The organism is Gluconobacter japonicus (assembly GCF_002723975.1).
GTDB lineage: Bacteria > Pseudomonadota > Alphaproteobacteria > Acetobacterales > Acetobacteraceae > Gluconobacter > Gluconobacter japonicus.
Map to the genome: position 1 here is coordinate 22,060 of NZ_BEWO01000010.1, position 24,965 is coordinate 47,024.

At 55.8% G+C, this 24,965-nt stretch carries 21 protein-coding genes and 1 pseudogene; 11 read left to right on the forward strand and 11 right to left on the reverse strand.

Going from position 1 to position 24,965, the window contains the following annotated elements; genetic code table 11:
- Nucleotides 1-261: 261 nt before the first annotated feature.
- From GJA01_RS08455 to GJA01_RS08485, 7 genes and pseudogenes are all read right to left on the reverse strand, one after another.
- Nucleotides 262-940, reverse strand: a pseudogene (locus GJA01_RS08455) (IS5/IS1182 family transposase).
- Nucleotides 941-1,033: 93 nt separating this feature from the next.
- Nucleotides 1,034-2,206, reverse strand: coding sequence for an FAD-dependent oxidoreductase (locus tag GJA01_RS08460; RefSeq protein WP_062505197.1), 1,173 nt, complete (start codon nucleotides 2,204-2,206; stop codon nucleotides 1,034-1,036).
- A gap of 476 nt (nucleotides 2,207-2,682) precedes the next feature.
- On the reverse strand, nucleotides 2,683-4,317 hold the full coding sequence (locus GJA01_RS08465) for a S10 family peptidase (protein WP_062505194.1): 1,635 nt from the start codon (nucleotides 4,315-4,317) through the stop codon (nucleotides 2,683-2,685).
- A 146-nt stretch (nucleotides 4,318-4,463) separates the two neighbouring features.
- A complete protein-coding gene (locus tag GJA01_RS08470) occupies nucleotides 4,464-5,825 on the reverse strand; it encodes an 8-oxoguanine deaminase (RefSeq protein WP_062505236.1) in 1,362 nt (453 codons plus the stop codon).
- Nucleotides 5,826-5,976: 151 nt separating this feature from the next.
- On the reverse strand, nucleotides 5,977-6,471 hold the full coding sequence (locus GJA01_RS08475; protein WP_062024651.1) for a nucleoside deaminase: 495 nt from the start codon (nucleotides 6,469-6,471) through the stop codon (nucleotides 5,977-5,979).
- A complete protein-coding gene (locus GJA01_RS08480; protein WP_062024653.1) occupies nucleotides 6,465-7,811 on the reverse strand; it encodes an amidohydrolase family protein in 1,347 nt (448 codons plus the stop codon). Before GJA01_RS08480 ends, GJA01_RS08475 begins: the two co-directional genes overlap by 7 nt.
- Nucleotides 7,808-8,647 carry an aromatic ring-hydroxylating oxygenase subunit alpha gene (locus GJA01_RS08485; RefSeq protein WP_062024655.1) on the reverse strand — a complete coding sequence of 280 codons (840 nt, stop codon included), beginning with the start codon at nucleotides 8,645-8,647 and terminating at the stop codon, nucleotides 7,808-7,810. The genes GJA01_RS08480 and GJA01_RS08485 overlap by 4 nt, the downstream gene beginning before the upstream one ends.
- A 128-nt stretch (nucleotides 8,648-8,775) precedes the next feature.
- Here GJA01_RS08485 and GJA01_RS08490 point away from each other — a divergent pair, with 128 nt between their 5' ends.
- The 8 genes from GJA01_RS08490 to GJA01_RS08525 all read left to right on the forward strand — a co-directional run bounded on the left by GJA01_RS08490 (nucleotide 8,776) and on the right by GJA01_RS08525 (nucleotide 16,160).
- Nucleotides 8,776-9,003: a hypothetical protein gene (locus tag GJA01_RS08490; RefSeq protein ID WP_062024658.1), complete on the forward strand. Its 228-nt coding sequence runs from the start codon at nucleotides 8,776-8,778 to the stop codon at nucleotides 9,001-9,003.
- Nucleotides 9,000-9,611, forward strand: coding sequence for a Rieske (2Fe-2S) protein (locus GJA01_RS08495; protein ID WP_062024660.1), 612 nt, complete (start codon nucleotides 9,000-9,002; stop codon nucleotides 9,609-9,611). Before GJA01_RS08490 ends, GJA01_RS08495 begins: the two co-directional genes overlap by 4 nt.
- Nucleotides 9,608-10,168, forward strand: a complete 561-nt coding sequence (locus tag GJA01_RS08500; RefSeq protein ID WP_062024662.1) for a glutathione S-transferase family protein — start codon at nucleotides 9,608-9,610, stop codon at nucleotides 10,166-10,168. The genes GJA01_RS08495 and GJA01_RS08500 overlap by 4 nt, the downstream gene beginning before the upstream one ends.
- The gene (locus tag GJA01_RS08505) at nucleotides 10,159-11,268 is read left to right on the forward strand and encodes a BMP family ABC transporter substrate-binding protein (protein WP_062024664.1); all 1,110 of its coding nucleotides are present in this window, start codon (nucleotides 10,159-10,161) and stop codon (nucleotides 11,266-11,268) included. Before GJA01_RS08500 ends, GJA01_RS08505 begins: the two co-directional genes overlap by 10 nt.
- Entirely contained in the window at nucleotides 11,261-12,847 is a 1,587-nt protein-coding gene (locus tag GJA01_RS08510; protein WP_062505192.1) for an ABC transporter ATP-binding protein, read from the forward strand. Before GJA01_RS08505 ends, GJA01_RS08510 begins: the two co-directional genes overlap by 8 nt.
- A complete protein-coding gene (locus tag GJA01_RS08515; RefSeq protein ID WP_062505190.1) occupies nucleotides 12,844-13,890 on the forward strand; it encodes an ABC transporter permease in 1,047 nt (348 codons plus the stop codon). The genes GJA01_RS08510 and GJA01_RS08515 overlap by 4 nt, the downstream gene beginning before the upstream one ends.
- A 2-nt stretch (nucleotides 13,891-13,892) precedes the next feature.
- Nucleotides 13,893-14,828: an ABC transporter permease gene (locus GJA01_RS08520; protein ID WP_062505188.1), complete on the forward strand. Its 936-nt coding sequence runs from the start codon at nucleotides 13,893-13,895 to the stop codon at nucleotides 14,826-14,828.
- Between the two features lie 114 nt (nucleotides 14,829-14,942).
- The gene (locus GJA01_RS08525; protein WP_062505186.1) at nucleotides 14,943-16,160 is read left to right on the forward strand and encodes a cation:proton antiporter; all 1,218 of its coding nucleotides are present in this window, start codon (nucleotides 14,943-14,945) and stop codon (nucleotides 16,158-16,160) included.
- Nucleotides 16,161-16,207: 47 nt separating this feature from the next.
- Here GJA01_RS08525 and GJA01_RS08530 read toward each other — a convergent pair whose 3' ends face one another.
- Nucleotides 16,208-18,841 (reverse strand): M1 family metallopeptidase, encoded by a 2,634-nt coding sequence (locus GJA01_RS08530; RefSeq protein ID WP_062505184.1) that lies wholly within the window; start codon nucleotides 18,839-18,841, stop codon nucleotides 16,208-16,210.
- Nucleotides 18,842-19,045: 204 nt separating this feature from the next.
- Between GJA01_RS08530 and panS the strand changes: the two genes are divergently transcribed.
- Nucleotides 19,046-19,981 carry a ketopantoate/pantoate/pantothenate transporter PanS gene (gene panS, locus GJA01_RS08535; RefSeq protein ID WP_062505182.1) on the forward strand — a complete coding sequence of 312 codons (936 nt, stop codon included), beginning with the start codon at nucleotides 19,046-19,048 and terminating at the stop codon, nucleotides 19,979-19,981.
- Here panS and GJA01_RS08540 read toward each other — a convergent pair.
- Complete coding sequence (locus GJA01_RS08540) at nucleotides 19,963-20,868, reverse strand: LysR family transcriptional regulator (protein WP_062505180.1); 906 nt, start codon at nucleotides 20,866-20,868, stop codon at nucleotides 19,963-19,965. The two genes, panS and GJA01_RS08540, sit on opposite strands and share 19 nt — an antisense overlap.
- A gap of 119 nt (nucleotides 20,869-20,987) precedes the next feature.
- On the opposite strand from GJA01_RS08540, the gene GJA01_RS08545 reads away from it, so the two are divergent.
- Nucleotides 20,988-21,878 (forward strand): NAD-dependent epimerase/dehydratase family protein, encoded by an 891-nt coding sequence (locus tag GJA01_RS08545; protein WP_062505178.1) that lies wholly within the window; start codon nucleotides 20,988-20,990, stop codon nucleotides 21,876-21,878.
- Between the two features lie 38 nt (nucleotides 21,879-21,916).
- On the opposite strand, the gene GJA01_RS08550 is transcribed toward GJA01_RS08545, so the two are convergent.
- The gene (locus GJA01_RS08550) at nucleotides 21,917-23,635 is read right to left on the reverse strand and encodes a M20/M25/M40 family metallo-hydrolase (protein ID WP_062505176.1); all 1,719 of its coding nucleotides are present in this window, start codon (nucleotides 23,633-23,635) and stop codon (nucleotides 21,917-21,919) included.
- Nucleotides 23,636-23,759: 124 nt separating this feature from the next.
- On the opposite strand from GJA01_RS08550, the gene GJA01_RS08555 reads away from it, so the two are divergent.
- Complete coding sequence (locus GJA01_RS08555; protein ID WP_062505174.1) at nucleotides 23,760-24,326, forward strand: histidine phosphatase family protein; 567 nt, start codon at nucleotides 23,760-23,762, stop codon at nucleotides 24,324-24,326.
- On the opposite strand, the gene bluB is transcribed toward GJA01_RS08555, so the two are convergent.
- The gene (gene bluB / locus GJA01_RS08560) at nucleotides 24,316-24,954 is read right to left on the reverse strand and encodes a 5,6-dimethylbenzimidazole synthase (protein ID WP_062505172.1); all 639 of its coding nucleotides are present in this window, start codon (nucleotides 24,952-24,954) and stop codon (nucleotides 24,316-24,318) included. The two genes, GJA01_RS08555 and bluB, sit on opposite strands and share 11 nt — an antisense overlap.
- Nucleotides 24,955-24,965: the final 11 nt, after the last annotated feature.

Sequence of the window (24,965 nt, forward strand, 5' to 3'; positions counted from 1 at the left end):
GCAGGGGGTAATCCTGGACGTTTGTTCTGGTGGGATGGGCGAACTCCAAGAGAGACGTTCTGTTTGGAATGATGTGGCTCAGATGAATTAATGCTCCAGCGATATGAGATGCTCGCGAGCGATCGTGTCAAGTCATTATTGTGATTGAAATACATTAAAATCGATCAAAATGATGATCATTCTATTGAGCGATCTTCTGGGTGCCACATGCTACCGAATGGTAGCAGTTGAGTGACATTTCCAGCCTCTTAGGCTCAGGATTCATAGCCAGAAGATGACATTTGCAGCGAGGCAGATAACGGAGAAGAAGACTGTCGGACATCTGTCCCAGCGTGTGTCGACCGAATATGATTTCGATGCGGTTGCACTGTTTGTATTTTCTCTTGTCATATTTGATCGGCTGTCTGCGGGATTTCCGTCCCGGGATGCAAGGCCTGCTTCCTTTTTTCTCCTTGGGGGCCCCTGAAATAGTCAGCATTATAACCCGGTCCGTCAGCATTCACTGTGCCATGGTAAGTCTGTCTAGCAGGGCAGAAGTTTCCATCTAATCACTGGCCTATCCTGCAGTCATGAAAAATCTCAGTAGTCGTCCATTCTGATCGGTGACCGCTATTGCATACCACCTTTGGTATGACCGATCAGACGACCTGGATCCCTTTTTTAACCGTAGGCCTGAAGCCGTGCAGTGTGCTTTGGGAAAGGTCGCATCAATCATGATAGTCCGAAGCTCGGTCTTCGCAGCAGACAGGCCATCTATCATCCCTATGAAATACCAATGTCGCCCTAACGCTTCCAGCTGGTGTAGAGCTTCTGTGCGGACCGTATTCCTGGGCAAGCATCACGGCAGCGCAGGCCGTTTACGACTCATAAAAATGATGTCGCTCAGCACGCGGTGGTCATCAACGCGCGATTTGTCATGTCTCTCCGGAAGACGGTCCATCTGGTCATCCGTCAGTCAATACAGGTCATTTATTTTCAATCTCTTTGCAGAAGCCGAATCAAAATTTCACAATTAAATCAATGCAGCCTGAGCCTACACTGTGTAGCCCATACTTCTATATAAACCATTGATGACCGAAACACTGCGATGGGCTTCGGCCAGATCGGGTGTTTCATCCGTGCCATTGTACCCAAAACCCATGTCATCGCCCATCCATTGCACGACGATGCCATCGCGTCGGGACACGACATAGACGTTTCCGAAGCTCATGCTGCACAAAGCTTCGGGTTGCGGGATCAACCAGGCAATCTGACCACGAACAGGAATGATGCTGCTATCGTTCCAAAGCGCGCGCGCTCCATATCCCGTGCAGTTGATGAAAACTGGTTCAGGCAGGGCTGTCAGTTCAGAAGGATGATGCAAGGTCATAGTCTTGATCTTGCCCCCACGCTCCAGAAACTGACGCAGGAGGTAGTCCGAATAGCTTGTGACATTGAAAATCAGATTGGGTTTCTTGTGAACTTCTGAGTAGGGAAGTCGTGTATCATCCACCTGGATCAGATTTCCCTGAGGCTCAATATCCTGAATTCGGTCGTCAAGCTTGGCAAAACCGATAGGATCTGCATGCAAAGGATCCAGTTCTCTGGATTTCATCCCATAGAATGTATCCCATTCTATGGGGTTTCCTGGAAGTCCTTGCAGATTTTGGTAGCAAGAGAACGAATACCGGGCCATGGCCTCCCATCGGTTTACAAATTCGGGTGTCATCGTATCTTTTTGGGCAATACGCGAAGAAGGTGTCCAGCTTCCCGAAGCGCGGGCGGATCGAACAAACGGTGGAAGAGATTCAGCGTAGATGGTCACTTCCGCCCCGGCCTGTTGCGCCACAATGGCGGTCGTAAGGCCGATAGCGCCACATCCGAGGATACCAATTTTTGCGGAGTTGACGGGCAGAGCTCGCTCTACCGCCAGTTTTGCGCTGCCCCAGGAAAGCGACCAGCCACTTCCTCCATGTCCATAGTTATGAACTACGGTTTTGTGACCTATCTGTTCAACATCCAGTCGAGGGCCGGCAGCCCGAAACGGGCGTAGGCAGACTGTGATGCGATCAATCCGGTCAGTTCGCGCTCTGATGACCGGAAGGGAGCGAACATCCGCATCAAGATCCAGATTGCGCAGACTTCTGTCCGTGCAACCGGGAAGGCTGGAGAGGCCTAACAGGGAGGCTGCGCTGGTCAGGGCATGACGACGGGAAAGAAAACGCATTGAGGAAAATCCCAGTCAAAAGGAGGAAAAGGGTAGTGATTTTATGCTGGTCTAGGATCAGAAAACTCAGATGCATACAGCGCGTATTTTTCCGGGATGACATGCAGGACTGGGCGAGAGCATGTTCTGTTTTTGAGGCAAAAACTTTGCAGTGATGCCGTCAATTCGGAATTAATGCAGATCAGAAATATCCATCTTGTTTTGATTTTGCAATAATAATTTTGTAATTGGGCATAAAAAGAAATTCCAAGAAAGAGGTTTTCTATAACCTAAAGTTATACGGTGCCCAAATTTTGGATACGTTTGAGTCTTGGTTAAGAATATAAGATTCAATGGCGACAATAAAAAATTATGAGAACCAGAGGAAATATAAAATATCGATTAATTTTGTTTGAAATATATTTTCTGTATTTTCGGTTTTCAATTTAATTGGAGTGTCGGGCAGTTCAGAAAAACTGCCCGATCATTTTTAAACCTCAGTCGTGCGTCTTGTTGATGAAGTTGACGACATTATCATGAAGTTCTGCAAGAGCTGGGGCATGGGCATAGACCATGTGACCGGATTCATACTGGTGAATTTCGATATTGGAGGCCAGTTTTCGGGGTATCGGAAGATGCTGCATCTCATAGATTCCTTCAAAAAATGGCGTTCCCAGATCATAGTAACCTTGATTCAGCATGATCTTGAGGCTTGGGTTCTGCTTCATTGCGCTGGCCAGATCCGGCAGGACGTTCGGTGCACCTTTGGCTGGATGGGCTGAACCAGGCTGTTTGTGTACGAAGGCCCATTTCCCGATGGAATGAGCGCTAACCTTATATTCCTGGTACCCGTCATAGAACGCAGGATTGGTGCCGTAGTGCAGGGTGTTCCGGACATAATCATTGAAGGCCGAAACGTAAGCCGACTGCATGGCCGCAAACTGAGGATCGTAATCTGGCGTCTGTCCGAGCGGGTCAATGGCCGGTCCAGAGAACCGGCTGTCCAGACGACCTGTATCCATGCCGTCATCCCCAAGAAGGGTCTTGGCAAATTCACCACCACTTACGCGCAGGTCTGCCTTTTTCAGGTACTCGACCGGAAGGCCTGTGTACTGATGAAGTTTCTGGGCTGTCTGTTCCAGTTTTTCATCTGAAATGGATGTGCCGTCCTGGAGGGCAGACGTGTAGTCCGTCAGGGCAAAGTGCTCGACTTCGGACAGGAAAGGCTTCAGGTCTTTTGGCTGGTTGGGCAGCTTGTGATGATACCAAGCAGTTGCGGCAAAGCTGGGGAGAGCCAGAACATAGGGCTGATCGACACTCGGGTTCGACTTTACGCTGTCGATCGAGTTGTCATAGTCCAGGATCTGGGAGAGCAGCATGACGCCGTTCAGATCAATGCCCTTTTCAGACGCCAACTGATTGGCAATGATTGCCGATCGGGTCGTGCCATAGCTCTCACCAAAAAGATACTTGGGAGAGTTGAAACGGTTAAAGCGCGTCAGGAACTGCGCGATGAAGTCCGTAAAGGCTGCCGCATCCGGGTCCGTACCGTAGAATGCCTTTTCCTTGTCCTTGCCAACAAGGCGCCCGAACCCGGTGCCCGGTGCATCAATGAAAACCAGATCGGTCGCATCCAGCGGGCTGTCGTTGTTGTCAATCAGATGATAGGGCGCCGCCGGTGTATGGGTATCGTCTGCGGTGACAATACGGTGCGGCCCAAAGGCCCCCATATGCATCCAGACACTCGATGATCCTGGACCACCGTTATAGACAAAGGTGATCGGACGGTTTTCCGGATGCGCGCCTTTCTTGAAATAGGCCACATAGAAGACTGACGCCACAGCATCCGGGTTCTTTTTGTCGGCCTTTTCATCCTTGCTGCCGGTATCGGAATCATCCCAGCCCTGAGCATGAACGATCAGCGTTCCGGTCACAGCCTGATACGGAATGTGCTGCCCACGAATGGTCGCAGCCCCATCTGAAACGACCTTCTGGGGCGTCGTCAGAAAGTGAGATACGCCTTCGGGTGCTTTCACGGTTTCTGAAGAAGGGGCTTCTGCATGAACTGTCAGGCTGGTCGCAGCGAGTAGGCCTGCCGCAAGGAGGGAGCAGGTCAAAATCTTGGTACGCACGGTGTAACTCCTTACATAGTGCGATTATTCTGGAAGGAATACGAAAGCCTTACAAGTTCCGCAGAGATGAAAAGTCTTTCACATCTCTTTCAATAATAGAACATTGCTTTGCAACGGGGCGATGTGTGCCATCGCCCCGCTTCTGATCATATCGAGATGTTAAGACGCTGAATGCGCATGGCCTCTTTACGATGCGCTCCAAGAATGTCTCTCAGGTTTTTCAGAACGGGCTGTCCATTTTCTACCAGGATACGGCCATTCACGATGGTTGTGCCCGCTGTTGCTGGGGCGCAGCGAAGCCATGCTTCCACCGGGTCTGTCAACGCGCCAGCAAGGGAGATCTCCGACATCTGCCAGACGACCAGATCGGCACAAGCACCGGGTTTCAGATGTCCGATTTCATCGTCCCAGCCCAGACAGGCCGCTCCACCCCGTGTTGCCATATCCAGCGCATCCCGAGCCGTCATGGAATGGGGGCCATTCCGGAACCGCCCCAGCAAAAGCGCCATACGGGTCTCCAGCCAGAGCGATGCATGATCGGTGGAGGCTGATCCGTCACATCCAAGCCCAACCCTCATCCCCCTGCGGCGCATGTCCATGGCATCAGCAGAGCCACCACCGATCATCATGTTCGAGCACGGACATTGCGCCGTACAGACACCCGCATGGGCGAGGCGATCGATCTCATCCGTTGATGGGTAGATGTAATGGGCAACCCAGGAGCGCGGGCTGGCCCAACCCACGCGCTCGAAATATTCCGTCGGGGTGCACCCATAAACGTCTGCGCAGTAGCGATCTTCGTCGTGATCTTCCGCCAGATGCGTATGGAGGCGCAGATCATACCGGTCTGCCATGGACGCAGATTCCGTCATGATCCGTTCGGAAACACTGAAGAGCGAGCAGGGCGCAAGCGCAACCCGGCCCATCGCACCGGGTGAAGCATCATGATACGCGTGAACAAGACGTTCACTGTCCGCGAGAATGGTGTCTTCGTCCTGCACGACCGACGCAGGTGGTAGGCCGCCATCCTCAATGGAACGCGTCATGGAACCGCGCGTAGCGTGGAAGCGGAACCCAATGTCTTTTGCCGCACGGAACTGCGCATCAATCAGGAACGGCTTGGGATGGACGTACATATGATCCATCGACGTTGTGCAACCACCCATAAGAAGCTCAATCATGGCCACGGCAGTTGAAAGATAAACGGATTCTTCATCCAGCCCGGCCCAGAGCGGATATAGTCCTTGCAACCACTCGAACAACGTTCCGTTCGTGACGGGCGCATAGGCGCGGGTCAGGTTCTGGTACATGTGATGATGGGCGTTGATGAGACCGGGCGTGACCAATTTTCCATTGGCGGAGAGGTTTTTTTCAGCGCGTGGCGGCGTTTCGCCAGAATGCCCTACGGAATGAACACGACCGTCCTTCAGGGCAATCCATCCGTTCGGGATTTCCCAGTCTCGATCAATGTACAGATAGGCGTTTGTAACAAGGAGGCTGACCGTCATTGCGGCGTCCTTTCCCGATACCATCAGCAAGCCATGACGGATCATGGCTTTCGCAGAAGGCCCTGTTCCGAAGGTGCGAACTCCGGATCGTCATCAAGCTGGTCTTGAACGGGCGAGGAACGGTCAGCCTAGCATCAGGATTGTAGGGATGTCACGTCGGATGGGCGTTCCAGAATTCTGCCTGAAGGGCCGCGGCTTCCTCTTCAAGAAGTGGACCGATGACCTCAACGTTCTGCTGTCCGGCGCCGAAAACCGTGCGACAGGGAAGATCCAGCGTCGGATTTTCCGCATGATTGCCCGTCATGTCCTTGAGGCCTTTTTCCGACTGGCCGTACACGACGCGTCCAATGCCAGCCCAGTAAATGGCGCCAGAACACATCGCGCAAGGCTCGGCGGAGCTGTAGAGCGTGCATCTTCGCAGGCGCTCAGAGCCATAGGTACGGCTTGCACGACTGGCGAGCAGACGTTCGGCATGAGCTGTCATGTCGCAGCCTTCCGCGCTGTAGCCGTTGCCCTGTTCCATCAGGACTGTTCCGTCCGCGTCCACAAGGATGGAGCCGAACGGATGGTCGCCACCTTCGCGCGATTTGCGCGCTATATCAAAGGACAAGCGAAGGAAGCGGAGATCATCAGTGTCTGTCAGCATGGGTGAGACGCCTTTTCCTTGATTTGACGGCCATTGACCCAGACGCGGCCAATGGTCTGTGAGGATGCGTGGCAAACGATTTTTTGTGCACAGGTGGCGGCATCGTCTTTTGGATGCAGTCGCAGAGCGCCAGACGTTCCCAGAATTTCGACGGCATCAAACATCTGACCTGGCATGAGTTGCCCGGCAGAAACCCCCAAGGCTTCAGCCCCTCCGCGTGTGGCCAGCCAGAAGGCTTCCTGAAAGTCGATCCGGCTTTTGGGTAACCCACGCTCTGAGACGGGAAGGTGAGGATTTGTGCCGCTTTCCAGTAAACGGGACGTCAGAACCGCCTGCCGGGCATTTTCGAAAATCGAGGGCGAATAGCCGCCGGAAATATCCGTGCCCAGCCCGCAATGAACATGCTCGTCCAGAACATCCCGCACAGGGAGCGCGGCTCCGGCAAAAAACGCATTGGAAATGGGGCAATGCGCCAGTGCCGCGTTGCGGTTTTTAACGAGTGTCCGGTCAGTCTGATCCAGAAATCCAGCGTGGGCCAGAACCGTATGATCGCGCAGCAGACCAAAGCGGTCCAGCGCGTGGGTATCCGTCTGGCCTGTGCGATCCAGAACGTGCTGGTGTTCCCAGTCACTTTCCGACGCATGGGTTTGAACCCGGACGTTCAGTTCGGCAGCCAGTGCGCCAAGCCCTTCCAGAAGCGCGTCCGAACATGCGGGGATGAAGCGCGGGGTGATGACAGGCTGAACGAGGCCGTATTCATTACCCGGAAGAGTACGAACGGCCTCAATGAACCGACGCGTTGCATCGAGAGCCTCCTGAGCGCTGGTCTGTCGGTAATCCGGTGGGCACAGGTCTGGGTGATCCATTGCCACGAGCCCGACAAACCCGCGTTGACCATAGCGAAGGCAGGTCCGTGCCAGAACAAGGCTGGCTTCTTTGTGGATAGTCGCGAAATAAAGCGCCGTTGTGGTGCCGTTCTCCAGCAGGGTGCGGACAAGATCGTCATAAACGCTTTCCGCAAAAGCAGGATCAGCGTAGCGGGCTTCCAGGGGAAAGGTATAGGTGCCAAGCCAGTCTTCAAGCGGTCGATCCAGCGCCATGCCAGCTTGTGGCCATTGCGGAGCGTGAATGTGCAGGTCTGTCAGGCCGGGGATAAAAAGCGCGTCATCGGGCAGCCAGACTGCGTCCTTTCGGCCAGACAGAGCGTCATAACGTGCTGTATCTTGAAGAGTGCGTTCCTGAATGGTGCCATCCGTATCGACCAGAAGAGCTACGTTTTCGAGGCGAGTGCTCTGGGGCGTCTCCGATGTCAGAACGCGCCCGATGATGGTCTCAGTCACGCGAGTACACCATAGGTGACGCCTTTAGCCTTCAGCCAGCGCCGATAGGCCACCGAGGATCGGTCCGCCATGGTCGGGATCTCATACTTACCATCCAGAGGCATCAGGCGAGGGCGCTGGTTTTCGAGAATGATCCTGTCCTGAAGGAAGATGAACTGCTGGAACTCCACCAGCCCTTCGAGAGGTGAGGCTTCATCGATCAGAAACATGACGGGATGGGCCCGTGAGCGTGTGGGCGTCATGGGCTGGACGAAAAGCGCAATCACGTCCTGACGTTCAGGAGAGGCAGGGCATGTCTTATAGAGAAGTGTCGAGAAGGGCGCCGCTACACGGTAGGTATAATCGGTGAGAATACTGCCGGAGGCCGAAAGAGCGGCCTGTGGCTGAAAGAACGTACAGTCCGTTGCCCAGATTTCTTCGCCCCCGTCGCGGGTTTCAATCTGATATCGGCGAACCTCGGTTTCCGGCTCTGCCCCGAGAATATTGGTGTGAACAAACGGAAAATGCGCCATGTCGAGAAAGTTCTCAACAACCCTGAGGCCAGATGAATGGACGGCAATGGACCCACAGCAGACCAGTCGCCGATCTGGCTCCTCCGCTTCAGGAATAGACGGAATATCGCGCACCGGTTCTCCCAGAGACGTCCAGAGATACCCGTAGCGTTCACGGACGGGCAGGGAGCGGTTCCCGCAGAGGACCTGAAGAGCGCCTTGATCGTCGCGTGAAACGTCGATGAATCTGTCCAGCAGCATCGTCTGAAAATGCGGTTCCGTCAGATCTTCCAGCATGGCGAGCGGATACCATTGTGATAACGTTTCCGAATCAACGGTACTCATGGGGCATGGACCTGCTGCTGGTGACGGTTGACCCCCAGTTAATCATGACATCTGGTGTCGGTGGAATAAGGAATATTGATAATCCGGAAAATTCTTATTGTGAAATGAGATAAGGAGGGCATGATTATATGGTCCGGGAGATTCGTCTCACAGGGCATTTTGATCCTGAGGCGTTACAGGCCTTTGTGAAGGCCCGCGCAAGGCTTCTGGCCGTGGAGATTACAGAGATGTCCGTATCACAGTTCTGTTTCGAAGCCCGGATTGTTGGGGAGGAAGCCCTGCTTGGCATGTTTGAAATGTCCTGCCTTTTGGGGCCTGCAGGCTGTATCGTGACTGGTGCGGAAGACATCGCGTGACAGACTGGTTTCCCCTTGCGCTTGGGATGGATGTCCCACCCGAAACTGCAGCACCGGCCCGTTTGTGCGGGAAAGAAATCGCTCTGTGGCGCGGCGCAGATGGAAATGTTCATGCCTGGGAGGACCGCTGTCCCCATCGAGGTATGCGACTGAGCTTCGGCTTTGTGCGGAATGGCAATCTGGCCTGTCTGTATCACGGCTGGCAGTTCGGCGCGGACGCCACCTGTCGTCATATTCCCGCCCACCCAGAACTGCGTGTACCCGGAACAATCCATGCTCATCCCTATCGGGCGGAAGAGCGGGCCGGAATGATCTGGGTGTCCCTGAATGAGGACGCAAGTCTGGACGAACTGCCGGATGGGGATGCATTCGGCGCGAGAAGTATCCTCGTCCAGGCACCTTTGGCTTCAGTGCGCGCCACTCTGGCGCTCCCGGAGGAGGGATGGAACTGGCAGGAAGACTGCCTCTTGGCGGTTCATGAACCCGAACCCGGTCTAACAATGCTCCACATGGCAGCCACAACGCTGGCTAACCGGCTGGACGTTGCAGCAAGAGCCAAAACCACCAGAGACCGTCTCGAAGCACTCAACGAAAAGGTTCCGGCATGAGGCTGCGAGATTGGGCACTCGACGACCGGTGCTATGCCGTCCGGCTGGGTGCGTCGCTGATGGGCGTGCATCTTCCAACTCTCACAGATGCTGCTGCCCTGGAAACCGGACCCGTGCTTGAAATTGATGGGGGTTGTCTTCGTGGCCCCGCCGATATCCTCCAAAGGCTGACCAGTCTGCCCGAAGTCTCCCGAGACTGGCATCTTGGCATTGGTGAAGAACGGCGGGACGCGTGGGCAGAAGGTGCGCTGGAACGTTTTTCGCATTTTCGCCGGACAGCGCTTCTGGCTGCGTTACCGACAGATGGGATTCCTCCTTCAGTGTTTCGTTTGATGACTGAAATTGAGGATCGCCTGTCAGACGACCGTCTGTGTGACCGTCTCTGGGTCTCGGGAAGGCATCCGGGTGTTGCCGATATTCTGCTGTTCCCGATCGTCACTTTAAGTCAGGATCTGGAAGTACCGCTGGATCTCTATCCGGCGATCCGAAATTTCATCCGGCAGTTCAAGGCGCTACCCGGATTCATGACGATGCCAGGAGTGCCGGAATGTCATTGAAAGACCTGACACGTCTTCCTCGGCGCAGAGCATTGGCCGCTCTCGGAAGCTCGCTCTTGCTGCCTTCCACACTCAAGGCCGGGGCTGCCGAACGTCGTTTTGCCCCTATTCGGGAAGAAGATCTTCTGGTCGGTTTCGGGCACACCAGCCCGATCACGGACGGTGGGTGGAGTTATGCGCATAATCAGGGTGTTGAAGCCATGAAGCGCGCCTATCCGGCAGTGAAAACGCTGTTTGTCGAAAGCGTCCCGTATTCCGCAGACGCAACGCGCATCTTTCGCCAGTTCGTGGCGGAAGGGGCGCAGATGGTCATCTCCACGTCCAATTATGGAGATTTCATCAAGGATGTTGCGGACCGGGCGCCGAATGTGGCGTTCATGGAATGTGATGGTCATACCGTCAGTAATAATCTGGGTTGGTATTACATTACGCACTGGTATGCGAGTTATGTGATCGGCATTGCGGCCGCACGTCTGAGCAAGACCGGGAAACTAGGATATGTGGCGTCGTTCCCGGTACCGTCTGTCTATGCAAGCGCCAATGCCGTTCTTCTGGGCGCCAGATCGGTCAATCCGAACGCGACGATGCGCGTCATTTCCATCAACTCCTGGTTCGACCCGCAAGCCGCAACCGAGGCTGGAGCGGCTCTCGTAGACAGTGGGTGTGACTTCCTGTGTGGCATCATGGATGATCCGGGCTATCTGCGTGTAGCGGAAAAGCGCGGTGTCTGGGCGGCTATGTGGAACACCGACATGCGAGAGTTTGGGCCGAACGCTTATGTCAGTTCTGTCACGCTGGATTTCGCCGATTTCTATATCCAGCAGGTCGGCGCACGCATCCGGGGGGAATGGGGGCCAGAAGGTCGTTTCCTGACGCTGGGCAAGGGTGTTGACCGGGACCGCTGGGGCCAGAACGTGCCGGAGGCGGTGCAGAAGGAAGCGGACGCAGCCAGAGACCGGATGCTGGCTGGATGGTCGCCATTTCAGGGGCCGATCTATGATTCAGACGGTAAGCTCCGCGTTCCGCCGGGCCATGTCATGACCGACGCGGAAATGTATGGCTGGAGTTGGCAGGTGCAGGGAGTATCCGGCCTTGGCTGACGTCTCACATACACCCAATGCGCCGCCTCGCCATCTTCCCGCCGGAACGCCGCCCATTCTGGAACTGGTGAATATCGCGAAATATTTTCCCGGTGTTATCGCTAATGAGCATGTTTCCCTGAACGTCTTCCCTGGTGAAATCCACGCGCTTCTAGGGGAGAACGGGGCAGGGAAATCCACTCTGATGAATGTGGTCACGGGTCTGTATCAGCCAGATGCCGGTGAAATCATCATTGATGGATATGGCACCACATTCCCAGCTCCAGATGCAGCCATTTCGGCGGGGATTGGCATGGTGCACCAACATTTCCGGCTGGTGCCACGCTTTACGGTGGCGGAAAACCTGCACCTTGGCTGGTCAGAAACCCCCAAACGCCTTTCTGCGAAAGATATCGAGGGAAGGGCCAAAGAGCTTTCTGCCAGATTTGGACTGCCGGTGCGGCCATCGGCCATTGTTTCTTCATTGTCGGCGGGTGAGCAGCAGCGGGTCGAAATTTTGCGCGTGCTTTCTCGTGGTGCGCGGCTGCTTATTCTGGATGAGCCCACGGCGGTTCTTAGCCCGGTTGAGGTGGATGAGCTGTTTTCGGGTCTGCGTCGGTTTCGGTCTGAAGGGGGGGCGGTCATCATCATCAGCCATAAGCTGGACGAGATCATGGCTCTGGCAGATCGTGTCTCCGTTCTACGTCAGGGGCGTCTGGTCGGTACTCATCATGTGGCGGATGTGACGCCTGACAGCCTGGTGACGGAAATGATTGGGCGGCCTGTTGCTCTTGCGACGTCCTATCCTCGTCAGGTTCCCGTTCTGGAGGTCGGGAAGGCAGAACTACTTTCCCTTCAGCAGGTCACGGTCCGTGATAATGCGGGGGTCGTCCGACTTGAGAATGTCAGCCTTTCCCTGCGTCCCGGCGAAATCCTCGGGATTGCCGGAGTAACGGGAAACGGCCAACCTGAACTGGCTGAGGTCCTGACCGGTCTGAAAGACCCTGAAAGTGGAACCATTTTTCTGAACGGCAAGGCTGTAAACCGTGCGGACCCGGCCATGTTTGCCCATGCCGGAGTTGGGCATGTTCCGGAGGACCGCCTCAAACGCGCACTGATGCCGGGTTTAAGTGTCGCGGAAAATATGGCCCTCCGGGAGTATGATCGCCCTCCCATTGGCGGAAAGTTTGGCTTTTCCATGCCGCAGGCCCGCAAATTTGCGCAGATGTTGGCCGATAAGGCGGGTGTCAAACTCCCTGGAACACAGGTGCAGATACGTGGCCTCTCTGGTGGTAATCAGCAGAGACTGGTTCTGGAACGGGAAATCCGGATCGCAAGCCATGTTCTGGTTGCGAGTTACCCAAGCCGTGGTCTGGATATTGGTGCCATTTCCGCGATGCGCGACATGCTCGCCCGCGCCCGGGACGCAGGTGTGGCCGTAGTTCTCATGTCGGAAGATCTGGACGAAATTTTTGCTCTTAGCGATCGAATTGCCGTCCTGTATGCAGGACGTCTCATGGGGATCATGGCGCGTGCGGACGCAGACAGAGACAGTATTGGGGCTCTCATGAGTGGTCGTAGCCTGTCGGAGGCCGCATGAGCGCTGTATCGCATCGGACCCGTCTGACGGTTGTTCCTTCTTACCGCATCGCTGTAGGGCGGGGATTATCCATCCTTGCAGCCCTCAACATTGTCGCCATAACTCTGACTGCCATGGGACGCTCTCCCGTTGAACTCGCTGGGCTGATTGTGCGCTCTACGGTTGGCTCCCGGTTCGGAATTGAAGATCTGGCCCTGTTCATGACCCCGCTGATGCTGACAGGAGCGGCAGTCTGGGTCGGCATTCGTGTCAATTTGTGGAATATCGGCGCGGAAGGGCAGCTCTATGCTGGCGCGACTGCCGCCACGGCGATCGGGCTGTTCACAAACTGGCCTACGCTTGTTGCACTGCCTTCCATGATTGTTGCAGGCATGCTCGCCGGTGCGGCCTGGATCTTTGTGCCAGCGGCTGCTCGGGCATGGTTGGGTGTGAGCGAAATTGTCACCTCGCTTCTGCTCAATTTTGTGGCCTCTTTGCTTGTCTATTATCTTGCAACGGGCCCATGGGCTGATCGCGTCACCGGTGCTCTGGCCTCGACCGAGCGTCTGCATACGGCTTTCCCGGAACTTTGGGGTGCTGTTCATCTCGGCTTTATTCTGGCGCTCGCAACTGTCATCGGTCTGGGGATCGGCCTAGCCAAGAGCCGCTTCGGATACGAAACGGCGGTCTGTGGCTCGAACCCGCAGGCGGCGCACTACGCTGGGATTGGTGTGGCTCCCCGCATTCTGGCTGTCCTGCTGTTGTCGGGTGCCTTGGCGGGGCTGGCAGGTGTCTTTGAGGTCGCAGGAACTGTGCACCGGCTTCAGGGAGGCCTTGCCAACAACTACGGCTATCTGGGTATCGTCGTTGCGCTGCTGGCTCGCGGATCGTGCCTCGCGCTGATCCCGGCTGCTCTCCTGATGGCGTTGATCCTTGATACAGGCATCGTTCTACAGACTACCCAGATCAGTTCCTCGGCTGTTCTGGCCATTACCGGCCTTCTTGTTCTCGCCATCGCGGCGGGAGATGAACTGGCGGCTTATGTCCGCGTGAACAGGACCTGACCATGGCACTTCTCAGCGATCTTCTTGGTCATGCCGTTCTTTCCGGTAGTGTTCTGGCTCTTGGTGCGCTTGGCGAGGTAATTGCCGAGCGGGCTGGCGTTCTGGATCTCGGTGTTGAGGGGCTCATGTCTCTCGGGGCTGTCGTCGCCGTCATGACAGTGACGGCGACGCCCCATCCATGGCTGGGCCTTCTGGCTGCCGGATTGGTTGGAGGAGTGGGAGCTGGCGTTCTGGCGCTTTCCAGTGTGGTACTTCGTGCCAATCAGGTTCTGTGCGGCGTTGCCATTACATTCCTGGGGCTGGGACTGAGTTCTGTCATCGGGCGGTCTGTTGCCGGTATTCCTGTGTCTGCTGTATTTGAACCCGTCTCTATTCCGGTTCTTTCGTCCATTCCCGTCATTGGACCAGCCTTTTTTAGCCAGAATGTGCTGGTTTATCTGATCTATCTGGTTCTGCCGGGTCTGGTGCACTTCTGGATGTTCCGAACACGTTCCGGGCTGGATCTTCGTGCTGTTGGAGAAAATCCGGCCGCCGCCGATGCGGTCGGCGTTCCAGTCATGAAGCTGAGAGCGCTGGCTGTCATTCTGGGAGGCGTTCTGGCCGGTCTGGCGGGCGCTGATCTGACTTTGGCTGTGGTTCCGGTCTGGTCAGATGGAATGATTGCCGGGCGAGGGTGGATTGCCGTCGCACTCGTGATCTTTGCGGGATATCGCCCTGCGGTGGCTGTGCTGTCTGGCTTGTTGTTCGGGTTAGTAACAGCAGTTGGTTTCATGGGGCAGGCGAGAGGGTGGCCGGTGGCGCCAGCCATTCTCAATACCTTACCGTATCTCGGAACGGTCGCCTGCATCATTGTGCCGATGCTGGCATTTGCGAAACTCAGGTCCGCGATGGCCGCACCGGCGGCTCTTGGAACACCATACTACCGGAGTGGAAGATAACGCTTCGTAGATTATGCAGGTTGGTCATGTGCTCTGCCCCGGTTGTATCGGTTTGCACATAGGGCTCATAATCGCGTACCCTATCCTTTCATACAGGTACAATAGGGGAGGCTGATGACAAACATTACGGCACTTTTTGCAGATGCTGCGGTTTTCGTTTTTCTCCCATGGGTTTTGTGGCGCCTTCTTTACAGAGGAATACCGATTGTTGTCCTTCCTATACTTATCGGTATAGTGATCTCCGTCTGGCATCTCCCGGTTAAATCACTGGGCATCCCGTCTGTGTACGGAAGTGATATTGGCTGGGTTGCTGTTCTGGTTCTAGCGTTTACTGCCGGACTAGAGATGTGGCAGCCCCCCGAAGAGACAGCCGCAGACCATGCATTGCCAGATCCCTCTTTGGGGCGGCTTCTGGGCGGAGCTGCTGTGGCTCTTGGTGGGCCGCTACTGGTAGGTTCTGTTCTCGCCTACGAGTTTTTCCTGCCCCTGCCGGGATGGCATCCTCCGCATGCCCAGCCATGGGTTGCCGCAGCGTCGATCGGGCTATGTATTGCGGTCAGCGCGCTACCTGTTCTGATTGGTGTCGTCAGGGAGCTTAATCCTTCACAGCGCCCACTGGGTCAGCTTGCACTCAAACTTGCGGTTGTAGACGATGCGGCGCTCTGGATCGGTCTGGCGGCTTTGCAGGTTGCAGAAAGGGGCACAGCCGCACTGCATGGCTGGACCGGTCTGGAAGTGCTGGCGATTGCACTGCTAGTCGGACTGGCTCTGCTTGGGAACTGGGCGTCCCGTCATTTCCGCCATCCGCCTCTGGCCGTAATCTGGCTCGCCGTTCCTGTCTATCTTGCCGCCGGGTCCTGGGCGAGTATGCAGCTTGGTCTCCATGAACTGATTGGCGCCTATTTCGCGGGTGCGATCATGCCCCCATCGTGGGTCCGTCGCCTGCCTGTTGAGAAGGTCGGGGCATTCTCCTTGATCTGGCTTGCTCCAATGTTCTTCGGCCATAGCGGCCTGAATATTGATGGTGACGCCCTGACATGGCCTTCTGTCATTGCTTCGCTGTCTCTGGTCGCCATTTCGATCGTGACCAAGATTGTTGCCGTGTACATTTTCCCGCCCGCAGCAGGCCTCAGCCGCCGTCAGGCGTTGAGTGTTGGCGTGCTTCTGCAGTGCAAAGGGTTGATGGAGATTGTCGCCGCAACGATCTTCCACGCACAGGGCATGATCTCGGAATTTGCGTTTGCATCTTTGATGGTTCTGGCTGTGATTTCCACAGTCCTGACAGGCCCGATGTTCAAGCTTGTCGCGCCTCGACCCAAAGTCGAAGCCTGAAGAATGGGAGGATCATCGGATCCTCCCAAACTCTGTCTTTCTAAAAATCAGTGATGCGTTGAAAGCCAGTCGTGGATCTGTGTCTGGGTGGCACGGATAGCGTCCTGACGGGCGTTGATCGTATTGACAGCCTTGGCCGTCGCGATCTTGGACCCCGTTGTCTTCGTGGCCCATGGATCACTCTGTAGAGCGGTCAGAACCTGCAGGCTGTTGGAGTGAGCGGCGATGGTGGCGAGGAAGTCGTCCTGCGACCATGGTGCAAGATGGGTGCGGATATCGGCCTCGTGTTCCTTCACCAACTTCCACACCAGATCCGGGTTTTCGCTGGAGACTGCAACGACCGCGAGCGAACGGGCAATCCGTCCATTCGGAATGGCGCCGCTATAAGCCAGTTCGACAGTCTTGCGGATCAGATCCGGGTTCGTTGCGCTGGCGAGCGCAGCGAAGTAGCGAAGCTTCAACTCGGTTGCCTGCGTCGTGCGAACCTTGTCGGCCATAAAGGCCCAAGTCTGCTCGTCTGCGTTTTTCATGGCAATTGTTGTGACGGCCGCGACAAGATCAGGGCGCAGGGACGCCGGGTTGGCCTTCCAGAGCGCAAAGCGACGCTTGGCTTCCGCGGTGACCTTTGGATCGTTGAAAGCTCCGAGTGCGCTGATGACCGATGGACGCAGCATCGTATCCAGAACATTCTCGTGGGGCTTTTCGTCCCAGCCAAGACGCGCCAAAACAGGGACCAGACGGCTTCGGGCATAAGCCTGGAAATCAGCGCGATCCGGGTTGCCGATTTCGTAAAGATCAATCGTTTCCAGACGGTCGATAATCTCTTCAAGAACCGCAATATCGCTCTCATGCGCCGCCGTCAGACGGTCCACGAGATCCAGATACGGAGCCAGGCCCGCCTGACCTGACCGGAAGAGGGCATACTGGTCTCCAAGCAGATTGGCGCGATCCACAGGCGAGAATTTGCTGATGGACGCAGCCAGTGCAGCCAACGCGCCCTTGTCGTAGGACACACGATAGTAGCCGCTTTCGCCAAGATTGAGCTTGAACGGTGCATCACAATGCGGCGTCGTGATGGTAACAGGTTCCGTTCCCAGAACGATCGTCTTGCTGGGAAGTCCGGGACCACCAGAAACAACCGGGATGCTCCACGTCAAGGGCTGAGCCTGCGGGTCATGAATGGTGAAGCGGCTCTGCGTTAGCGTATAAGTCGCCTGATTGTTCTGGCAAAACGACGTCACATTAACCTGCGGAATACCCGGCTGTTCCGTAAAGCTGCGGGCGACCTTGGCAACGTCCTCGCCGGATGTGGAGGACAAGGCGTTCCACAGATCCTGACTGGTGGCGTTTCCGTACGCATGAGCCTTCATGTAAGCGCGCATTCCATCGCGGAACTTGTCTTCGCCCAGCCAGCCTTCCAGCATCCGGATGACGAGTTCACCCTTGCCATAGCTGATGCTGTCAAACGCCGAATTGGCTTCGCTGACGTTATGGATTGTCTGCTGGATCGGATGTGTGGTGGCGAGAGCGTCAATCGCCATCGTCTCTTCGCGGGTCTCATGCTGCCGCGGCCAGATGTCCCACTGAGGGTTCAGCTTGTCCGTGACCTTGATTTCCATCCAGGACGCGAAACCTTCATTGAGCCAGATGTTATTCCACCAGCCCATCGTCACGAGATCGCCCGACCACTGATGGGCCATCTCGTGCGCGACGACTTCGTGGATCAGCTCACGGGTCCGGGGCGTGCTGTTTTTCGGATCAAAGAGAAGAACATTGTCGATGTAGGTGAGGGCGCCCCAGTTCTCCATCGCACCGGCCTGATAATTTCCGGGAATAGCCAGCATATCCATCTTGGGAAGAGGATATTTTACACCGAAATAGGTGTTGTAATACGGCAGGATCTTCTCGGCGGATTCAAGGGCGTAACGGCCCTGTTCCTCAAGGCCTGCTGGCGCATACACGCTCATGTCCGTGCCGTCAGCGCCGCCATGAACTGCACCCATATCACCCGCAACAAGCGCCAGAAGGTAGCTGGACATGCGGGGAGTAGGAGCGAAAGACACGCGCTTGGTTTTTGTATCCTGCTGCGTGGTGCCGATGATGGGCATATTGCTGACGGCGACATCATCGAAGGGCAGGGTCACGTTGAGCTGGAAGCTGGCCTTGAACGCGGGCTCGTCCCACCCCGGAAACATCCGGCGTGCATCGGCGACTTCAAACTGCGTCACCAGCATCCGGCGCTTCTCGCCTTTGGCTGAGGTGTAGTCGTTGATATACAGGCCGTTCGGTGTTTTGAGGATCGGTCCCGTATAACTGATGGCGAGCGTATGGGGGCCTTTAGGGACCACCTGCTCCAAATGGAGGGTCGCTGTCTGTGCGGCATCATCCTGCTTGATGATGGCGTGACGCGTGCCATCCAGAATGGCTGCCGAGAGTTTCAGGCCAGCCTGATTGAGGACAATATCCTGCGTATCGGTCAGGACGTTCACGTCAATGGTTTCCTGCCCTTTGAGGGTCAGGTGCTTAGGATCAGTTTCAAGATCAATGACATAGGTTTCCGGAGCAACTGTCTTTGGAAGTTCTCCTGGCGTCTGCTGGAACGAGAAAGTGCCCTCGGCATGAGCCATCGCATAGGGCAGGCCGGCAAGAAGTGTACTAAGAGCCAAAAGGCGACGCATCATGAAGTCTGTCCTTGATCGGTAAAAGGAATAGCGAAAACGGCGTATGACGCTGTGTTTCAATGATGATCTGAACGTTGCATACTCGGTTAGGACAGGAAAGGGTGGAAGTGAGATTGCCGGACCTCTCCATCTTGGCATGTGTTAAAATCTCCCCGATGCCAGTATGAGGAAGCCCACTGCGCGAGAATGGAGACGTCCCGTTAGATGATGACACGCCTTTTCCCTGTCTGGGCCATTCTGGTGACGGTCGGTGCTGTTGTATTTCCTGCACCATTCCTGAAGCTTCTGCCCATCATCACGCCACTTCTGGCATTCATCATGTTCACGATGGGCGTTTCCCTTACGGTTCAGGATTTCTCCCGGATCGCGCGCCGCCCCTATCCCGTTCTGGCGGGGGTGGGCCTTCATTATCTGGTGATGCCTCTTGCCGCCTGGGGCATTGCGCATCTGCTCGGGATGCCACCTGCGTTGGCGACTGGTATGATCCTCGTTGGATGCGTTTCGAGCGGTACTGCTTCGAATGTCATGATCTTCTTGTCCAAAGGGGACGTCGCACTGTCTGTCAGCATCAGTGCGCTCTCCACACTGGTTGGGATTTTCGCGACACCATTATTGACCCGCCTTTATGTCTCGGCTGGCGTATCAGTTGATAGTTGGGGCCTGTTTCGCAGTATCATTACGATGGTGGCGTTGCCTGTTCTGGCGGGTGTTATTGTCAATACACTCTGCCAGCGCATGGTGAAGCGCGTTGAGGCTGCTCTTCCACCCATCGCCATGGTGTCCATCCTGCTGATTATTGGCTGTGTAGTGGCTGGAGCAGGGCCTTCCCTTGCTCAAGCTGGTCCGCTGCTCATGCTGGGTGTCGTTCTGCACAATGCTATCGGGCTTGCGGGAGGGTACTGGGGAGGGCGACTTCTGGGTTTTGATGAATCCGTTTGCCGAACACTGGCTCTTGAGGTCGGGATGCAGAATTCTGCACTCGCAGCCACATTGGGCCGTCTGTATTTCTCCCCCGTTGCAGCCCTTCCAGGAGCTGTGTTCTCGGTCTGGCACAACGTGTCAGGGTCTGTTCTCGCCACAGTCTGGGCTGGCCGCCCGCGAAAAGAGAAAAATTCTGACACTCAGGATGCCGCCAGATAATCCTGAAGGCGAGGGACCATGAAATCCAGAAAGGCTCTTACTCGGGGTGGGCTCTGACGGCCTCCCGGATAGAGCGCATGAATGTCTTCTTCATCCTGCACGCCTGCATCAGCCAACACTTCGATCAGCCGCCCTGCCTGAATATCATTCCGCACATGATATTCGCCTAACCGTGCCAATCCCGCACCCTGAACGGCCAGCCTGCGTACGGTTTCCCCGTTGTTGGCCAGAAGCGGTCCGCGCACTAGCCGATCAACCAATCTACCTTTTTCATGAAGAGGCCAGACAGGCGCTGATCGTTGGAAATTGAATCCCAGACACCGGTGATGGCTCAGATCTCTGGCAGTCTGAGGCGTTCCATATCGGGCCAGATAGGCAGAAGAGGCCACGATCTTGCGCGGCGCAGATCCAAGATGCCGGGCGGTCAATCCTGAATCCTGCAAACGCCCTACCCGGAACGCGACATCCGTTCGATCCAGATAAAGATCGGTCATCTCGTCTGAAAGGGAGAGGTCAATCACAATATCTGGGTAAGCCTCCCAGAAAGAAGGCAGAAAGGGTTCAAGCCCAAGCGTTCCGAATGCAACCGAAGCATTCACCCGAACCGTACCCTTGGGCTGCATGTTGCCGGTCGTAAGACTGCGTTCAATATCATCAAGGTCCGCGATCAGGGCGGTGGCCCGCGCGTAATAAGCTTGCCCTTCCTGCGTCACGGAAAGGTGGCGTGTGGATCGCTCAATCAGGCGCAATCCCAGACGGGCCTCAATGCGGGCAATCAGCTTGCTGACCGTCGAAGGCGTCATTCTCAGAAGACGAGCGGCCTCTGAAAAGCTGCCGCTTTCCACAACCCGCACGAAAACCTGCATTTCCCCGACGCGATTATCCATACAACGCCACCTATGAATTCCTTTCATAGGTTTTGTGCAATCTGAGGGAATTATCAAGCCTCAAAGAAAAGATCATCTTCCCCTCACGTTCCAGCTTTACTGAAGCAGAGGCAAAACAGATGAAAATCTTCATCACCGGCGCAAGTGGCTATATCGGGGGTTCCGTCGCAGCCCATCTCGCCGCAAATGGCCATCAGATCCGAGGCCTGATCCGCGATCAATCCCGCGCGGGAGAACTTCGATCTTTCGGCATCGAACCCGTTGTGGGTACCCTCGACGATAGCGACCTTCTGATGGTCGAGGCACAGAATGCAGATGCCGTGATCAATGCAGCTGACAGTGATCACCGTGGTGCAGTTGAAGCGCTCTTGAAGGGGCTCGAAGGCAGCGGAAAGCCGTTTTTGCATACAAGTGGCAGTTCTCTGGTCGGAGACGAAGCCCTCGGTGAACCTTCCGATGCGATTTTTACGGAAGAAACTCCTGTAGCTCCGGCGCCAGATAAGGTCGCGCGTATCGCAATCGATACTCTCATTCGGAATGCCGCACCTGATATCTGCTCAGTGGTTCTGTGCAACACCGTGATCTATGGACGCCATCTGGGGCCAGTTTCGCAAAGTGTTCAGATTCCGCCTCTCGTGGCGCAGGCCCGGGAAAGCGGCATCAGCCGACATATCGGCCGTGGTCTCAATCGCTGGTCAAACGTCCATATTGCAGACGTTGCCGCGTTATACGAATTGGCTCTTACGAAAGCGCCAGCTGGCAGTTTTTACTTTGTTGAAAACGGCGAAGCATCGTTTCGTGAAATCACGGATGCGATTGGTGCCGCTTTAGGTCTTGGGCCATCGCAGGATTGGGCTCCTGAGGAGGCGATCAAGCGCTGGGGTCGTGAACTTGCAGTATTTGGCCTGAGTTCCAACAGCCGTGTCCGATCTGACAAAGCGAGGAGGGAACTTGGCTGGACACCAGCCCATCGTTCAGTGACGGACTGGATCCGGCAGGATCTTGCGTGAAAATATCCGAGTGGAACGAACCGCTCGGATATTTTCTCTTAGTGAGCCGAGCGGGTGTTGTCGCTCTTCTCCCGAATGGCCAGGAATTCCGAACCACCCTTCCAGGTCGGCCAGTCATGCGAGAAGGCGGCGCTATAGCCAACCTGACGCACGACTTCAACGTCCTGCGCCGCGCCGCGCACATCCCAGTCTGCGCTCCAGGCATCACAGGCCTGATGGTAGCAGGCCATATAAGACGTCAGCCACTTGCTGCCTGCTGCTGTTCCGCCATTGAGCAAATCGAACGGGCCAGCCATGTCCATCACGGCGAGAACGGGCACGCCAGCTCGCGCGAAGGGCAGGTGGTCTGCACGATAGAATGCGCCACGTTCCGGCATGGCTTCCGGCTGCGTTGTACGGCCCTGCTTCAGAGCTGCCGCAGCAAAGTCATCCTGAAGCGTGTCCTGACCCGCGCCGATGATGAAGGCATTATGAGCCGGTCCCGCCATCTGAAGAACATCCATCGTCAGATTGGCGGCAGTCTTGTCCAGCGGGGCGAGCGGATGCGCCACATACCAGCTTGATCCCAGTAGGCCACGCTCTTCACCCGTCCAGGACGCAAAGCTCACAGTGCGCTTTGGCTTCGGGCCGTTTTTGAAAGCACGCGCGATTTCAAGAACAGCGGCAATGCCGGAACCGTCGTCGATCGCGCCACGGCGGATGACGGTGTTACCCTGTGCATCGGTGCTCTTGCCAAATGCATCCCAGTGAGCACCGAACATGACGGTTTCATCCGGATAGGTCGAACCTGTGATCTTGCCGATCACGTTCTGGCTCTGGAGATGATCCACCTTGACCGGCATATCCAGCGAGAACGTCGTGTCATGGATATTGACCGGGTGAAAGTCCGGCGAACGGGCCTGACGACGCAGACGATTCAGATCCAGACCGGCCTGGGCAAAGAGCGCATGGGCCGCATTGCCTTCGATCCAACCAATCAGCGGAACGGACTTCAGATCCTTGTCGTCATGCAGGATGTCATATTCCTCACCCTGCGGCGCAACAACGGTGCTCCACGGATAGGATGCGCCCGACGTGTCATGAATGATGAGCGCACCTGCGGCACCGCGACGGGCTGCTTCCTCGAACTTGTACGTCCAGCGGCCATAATAGGTCATGGTCTTGCCGCCAAAACGTCCGGCTACAGGCTCTTCTGGTCCAGCGTCAAAATCCGGATCGTTGACAAGAAAGACCGCAATCTTGCCGTGCAGATCAACCTGTTTGAAATCGTTCCAGCGACGCTCGGGAGCCGTAACGCCATATCCAACAAATACCATCGGAACATGGGATAGGCGCAGACGTTGGATGGGCTGCAACGTGGAGAGGGCCACGTCCTTAAGTTGGTGCAGTTCCAAAGTATGGCCGCGCGTGGTGACGGTCGCTGTAGCTTTCGGGTCAGGGCGGGTGCGGATCATCGGGACGTTCTGCGTCCAGCCGCCGTTGTCGCCACCCGGTTCAAGACCGATCTTCTGATACTGCTCGATCAGCCATTTGACCGTAACGGCTTCTCCTGGCGTGCCTGGCGCACGGCCCTCGAATTCATCCGACGACAGCACACGCATTGTCTCGGACATCCGCGCAGGATCAATGGGGCCGGAGGCTCCGGTGTTGGGAGCTGCCTGCGCGGTGGAAAGGCCAATTAAAAAAGAAGTTGAAGCGAAAGCCGCCAACCCGGTGGCCAGTCGTAAACGCTGGCGGAAAGACAATGTGTGCATCATGTCCTCAGTGTGTTTTGAAGATAGGTCTAATGAGATAACAGGCACTTTACACATCACACGGCCGTTCCGGAAATGGTCTAAAATCGCTTGTAGAGCGGGTTGACGAAAAACATGCGCCATCCCCATGTTTCCACATATGAAACTTGCCACACTCCCGGTTCTTCTCTCACGTCATCCACAGGTCGCAGATGCCGAAGGCGTCTGTTACGGACGAAAAGATATGACGCTGATGGCAGGATGGGAGCCAGTTGCGGCTGGCCTGTTGACGCTAGCCAAGGGAATTGGCAGCTCAGTTATTTATACATCCCCGTCTTCGCGTTGTTTGGCTGTCGCGCAAAAAATAGCAGAGCGAAGCGGTTTGCCGGTGTTGCAGGATGATCGTCTTCAGGAACTGTATTTTGGATGTTGGGAGGGGCTGGCTTGGGCTGATATTCCGCGTCAGGCTCTGGACCACTGGGCTAGCGATCCAGAGGGTTTTTCTCCACCCGGAGGAGAAAACGGAAAAAGCCTTCAGGAGAGAGTGCAGGCTTTCTGGTCGGACCTGCTTCGGCTAGCGCGGCCAGCTCTGGTCATTTCTCATGGTGGACCATTACGCCTGCTGGACGGTCTAGCCCGCGGAATAAAGCAGCCGGATCTTCTGGCGCCCTCCATGCCGCAGGGAAGCAGCCGACTGTACTACGTTAGCGTCTGATCCACTGACGACGTTCCGGATTCCGTTTTTCCCAGCCCATGCGCTCCAGCTCAGGCGTATCAGCTTGTTCTGTCGGGTATCCCACGCAGAGATAGGCTACGAGATCCCAGTTGGGTTCAGCGTTCAGTATTGTTGAAACGGTCTCAGGATCAAGAATTGACACCCATCCGAGCCCGACCCCCGATGCTGTTGCCGCAAGCCAGAAGGTATGGATTGCCATGACGGCAGACCATGTCGTGGTTTCGGGCATTGTTGCGCGTCCAAGGCCATGTCCCTGATCTGGTGTGGTTTCGCAAAAAACTGCAACATGGTGAGGAGCATCATCCAGCCCGGCCAGTTTGAGACTGGCATATCCAGCTGCCTGTTCTCCGTCATATCCCTCAAGTGCGCGGGCATTGCACGTTTCGAAGCTTTTTCGAACCGCTGATTTCCGGGTTTGATCTTCCACAAGAATAAAACGCCACGGCTCGCTCAATCCTACAGAAGGAGCGAGCGTTGACGCCTGAAGCAGATCATCCAGAAGTGCAGGAGCAACAGGTTCACGTCTGAAATGACGGACATCCCGGCGCCAGGTAAAAAGACGCTCAAGATCAAGCCGAAAATCTTCAGAAAATGCAGCAGTTGTCACAGTTTTTTCTT

Bases quoted from the DNA above. Each gene is read 5' to 3' on its own strand.
- GJA01_RS08460 (WP_062505197.1), bottom strand. From the start codon at position 2,206: ATGCGTTTTCTTTCCCGTCGTCATGCCCTGACCAGCGCAGCCTCCCTG.
- GJA01_RS08470 (WP_062505236.1), bottom strand. From the start codon at position 5,825: ATGACGGTCAGCCTCCTTGTTACAAACGCCTATCTGTACATTGATCGA.
- GJA01_RS08475 (WP_062024651.1), bottom strand. From the start codon at position 6,471: ATGCTGACAGACACTGATGATCTCCGCTTCCTTCGCTTGTCCTTTGAT.
- GJA01_RS08485 (WP_062024655.1), bottom strand. From the start codon at position 8,647: ATGAGTACCGTTGATTCGGAAACGTTATCACAATGGTATCCGCTCGCC.
- GJA01_RS08490 (WP_062024658.1), top strand. From the start codon at position 8,776: ATGGTCCGGGAGATTCGTCTCACAGGGCATTTTGATCCTGAGGCGTTA.
- GJA01_RS08500 (WP_062024662.1), top strand. From the start codon at position 9,608: ATGAGGCTGCGAGATTGGGCACTCGACGACCGGTGCTATGCCGTCCGG.
- GJA01_RS08505 (WP_062024664.1), top strand. From the start codon at position 10,159: ATGTCATTGAAAGACCTGACACGTCTTCCTCGGCGCAGAGCATTGGCC.
- GJA01_RS08515 (WP_062505190.1), top strand. From the start codon at position 12,844: ATGAGCGCTGTATCGCATCGGACCCGTCTGACGGTTGTTCCTTCTTAC.
- GJA01_RS08520 (WP_062505188.1), top strand. From the start codon at position 13,893: ATGGCACTTCTCAGCGATCTTCTTGGTCATGCCGTTCTTTCCGGTAGT.
- GJA01_RS08525 (WP_062505186.1), top strand. From the start codon at position 14,943: ATGACAAACATTACGGCACTTTTTGCAGATGCTGCGGTTTTCGTTTTT.
- GJA01_RS08530 (WP_062505184.1), bottom strand. From the start codon at position 18,841: ATGATGCGTCGCCTTTTGGCTCTTAGTACACTTCTTGCCGGCCTGCCC.
- panS (WP_062505182.1), top strand. From the start codon at position 19,046: ATGATGACACGCCTTTTCCCTGTCTGGGCCATTCTGGTGACGGTCGGT.
- GJA01_RS08540 (WP_062505180.1), bottom strand. From the start codon at position 20,868: ATGGATAATCGCGTCGGGGAAATGCAGGTTTTCGTGCGGGTTGTGGAA.
- GJA01_RS08545 (WP_062505178.1), top strand. From the start codon at position 20,988: ATGAAAATCTTCATCACCGGCGCAAGTGGCTATATCGGGGGTTCCGTC.
- GJA01_RS08550 (WP_062505176.1), bottom strand. From the start codon at position 23,635: ATGATGCACACATTGTCTTTCCGCCAGCGTTTACGACTGGCCACCGGG.
- GJA01_RS08555 (WP_062505174.1), top strand. From the start codon at position 23,760: ATGTTTCCACATATGAAACTTGCCACACTCCCGGTTCTTCTCTCACGT.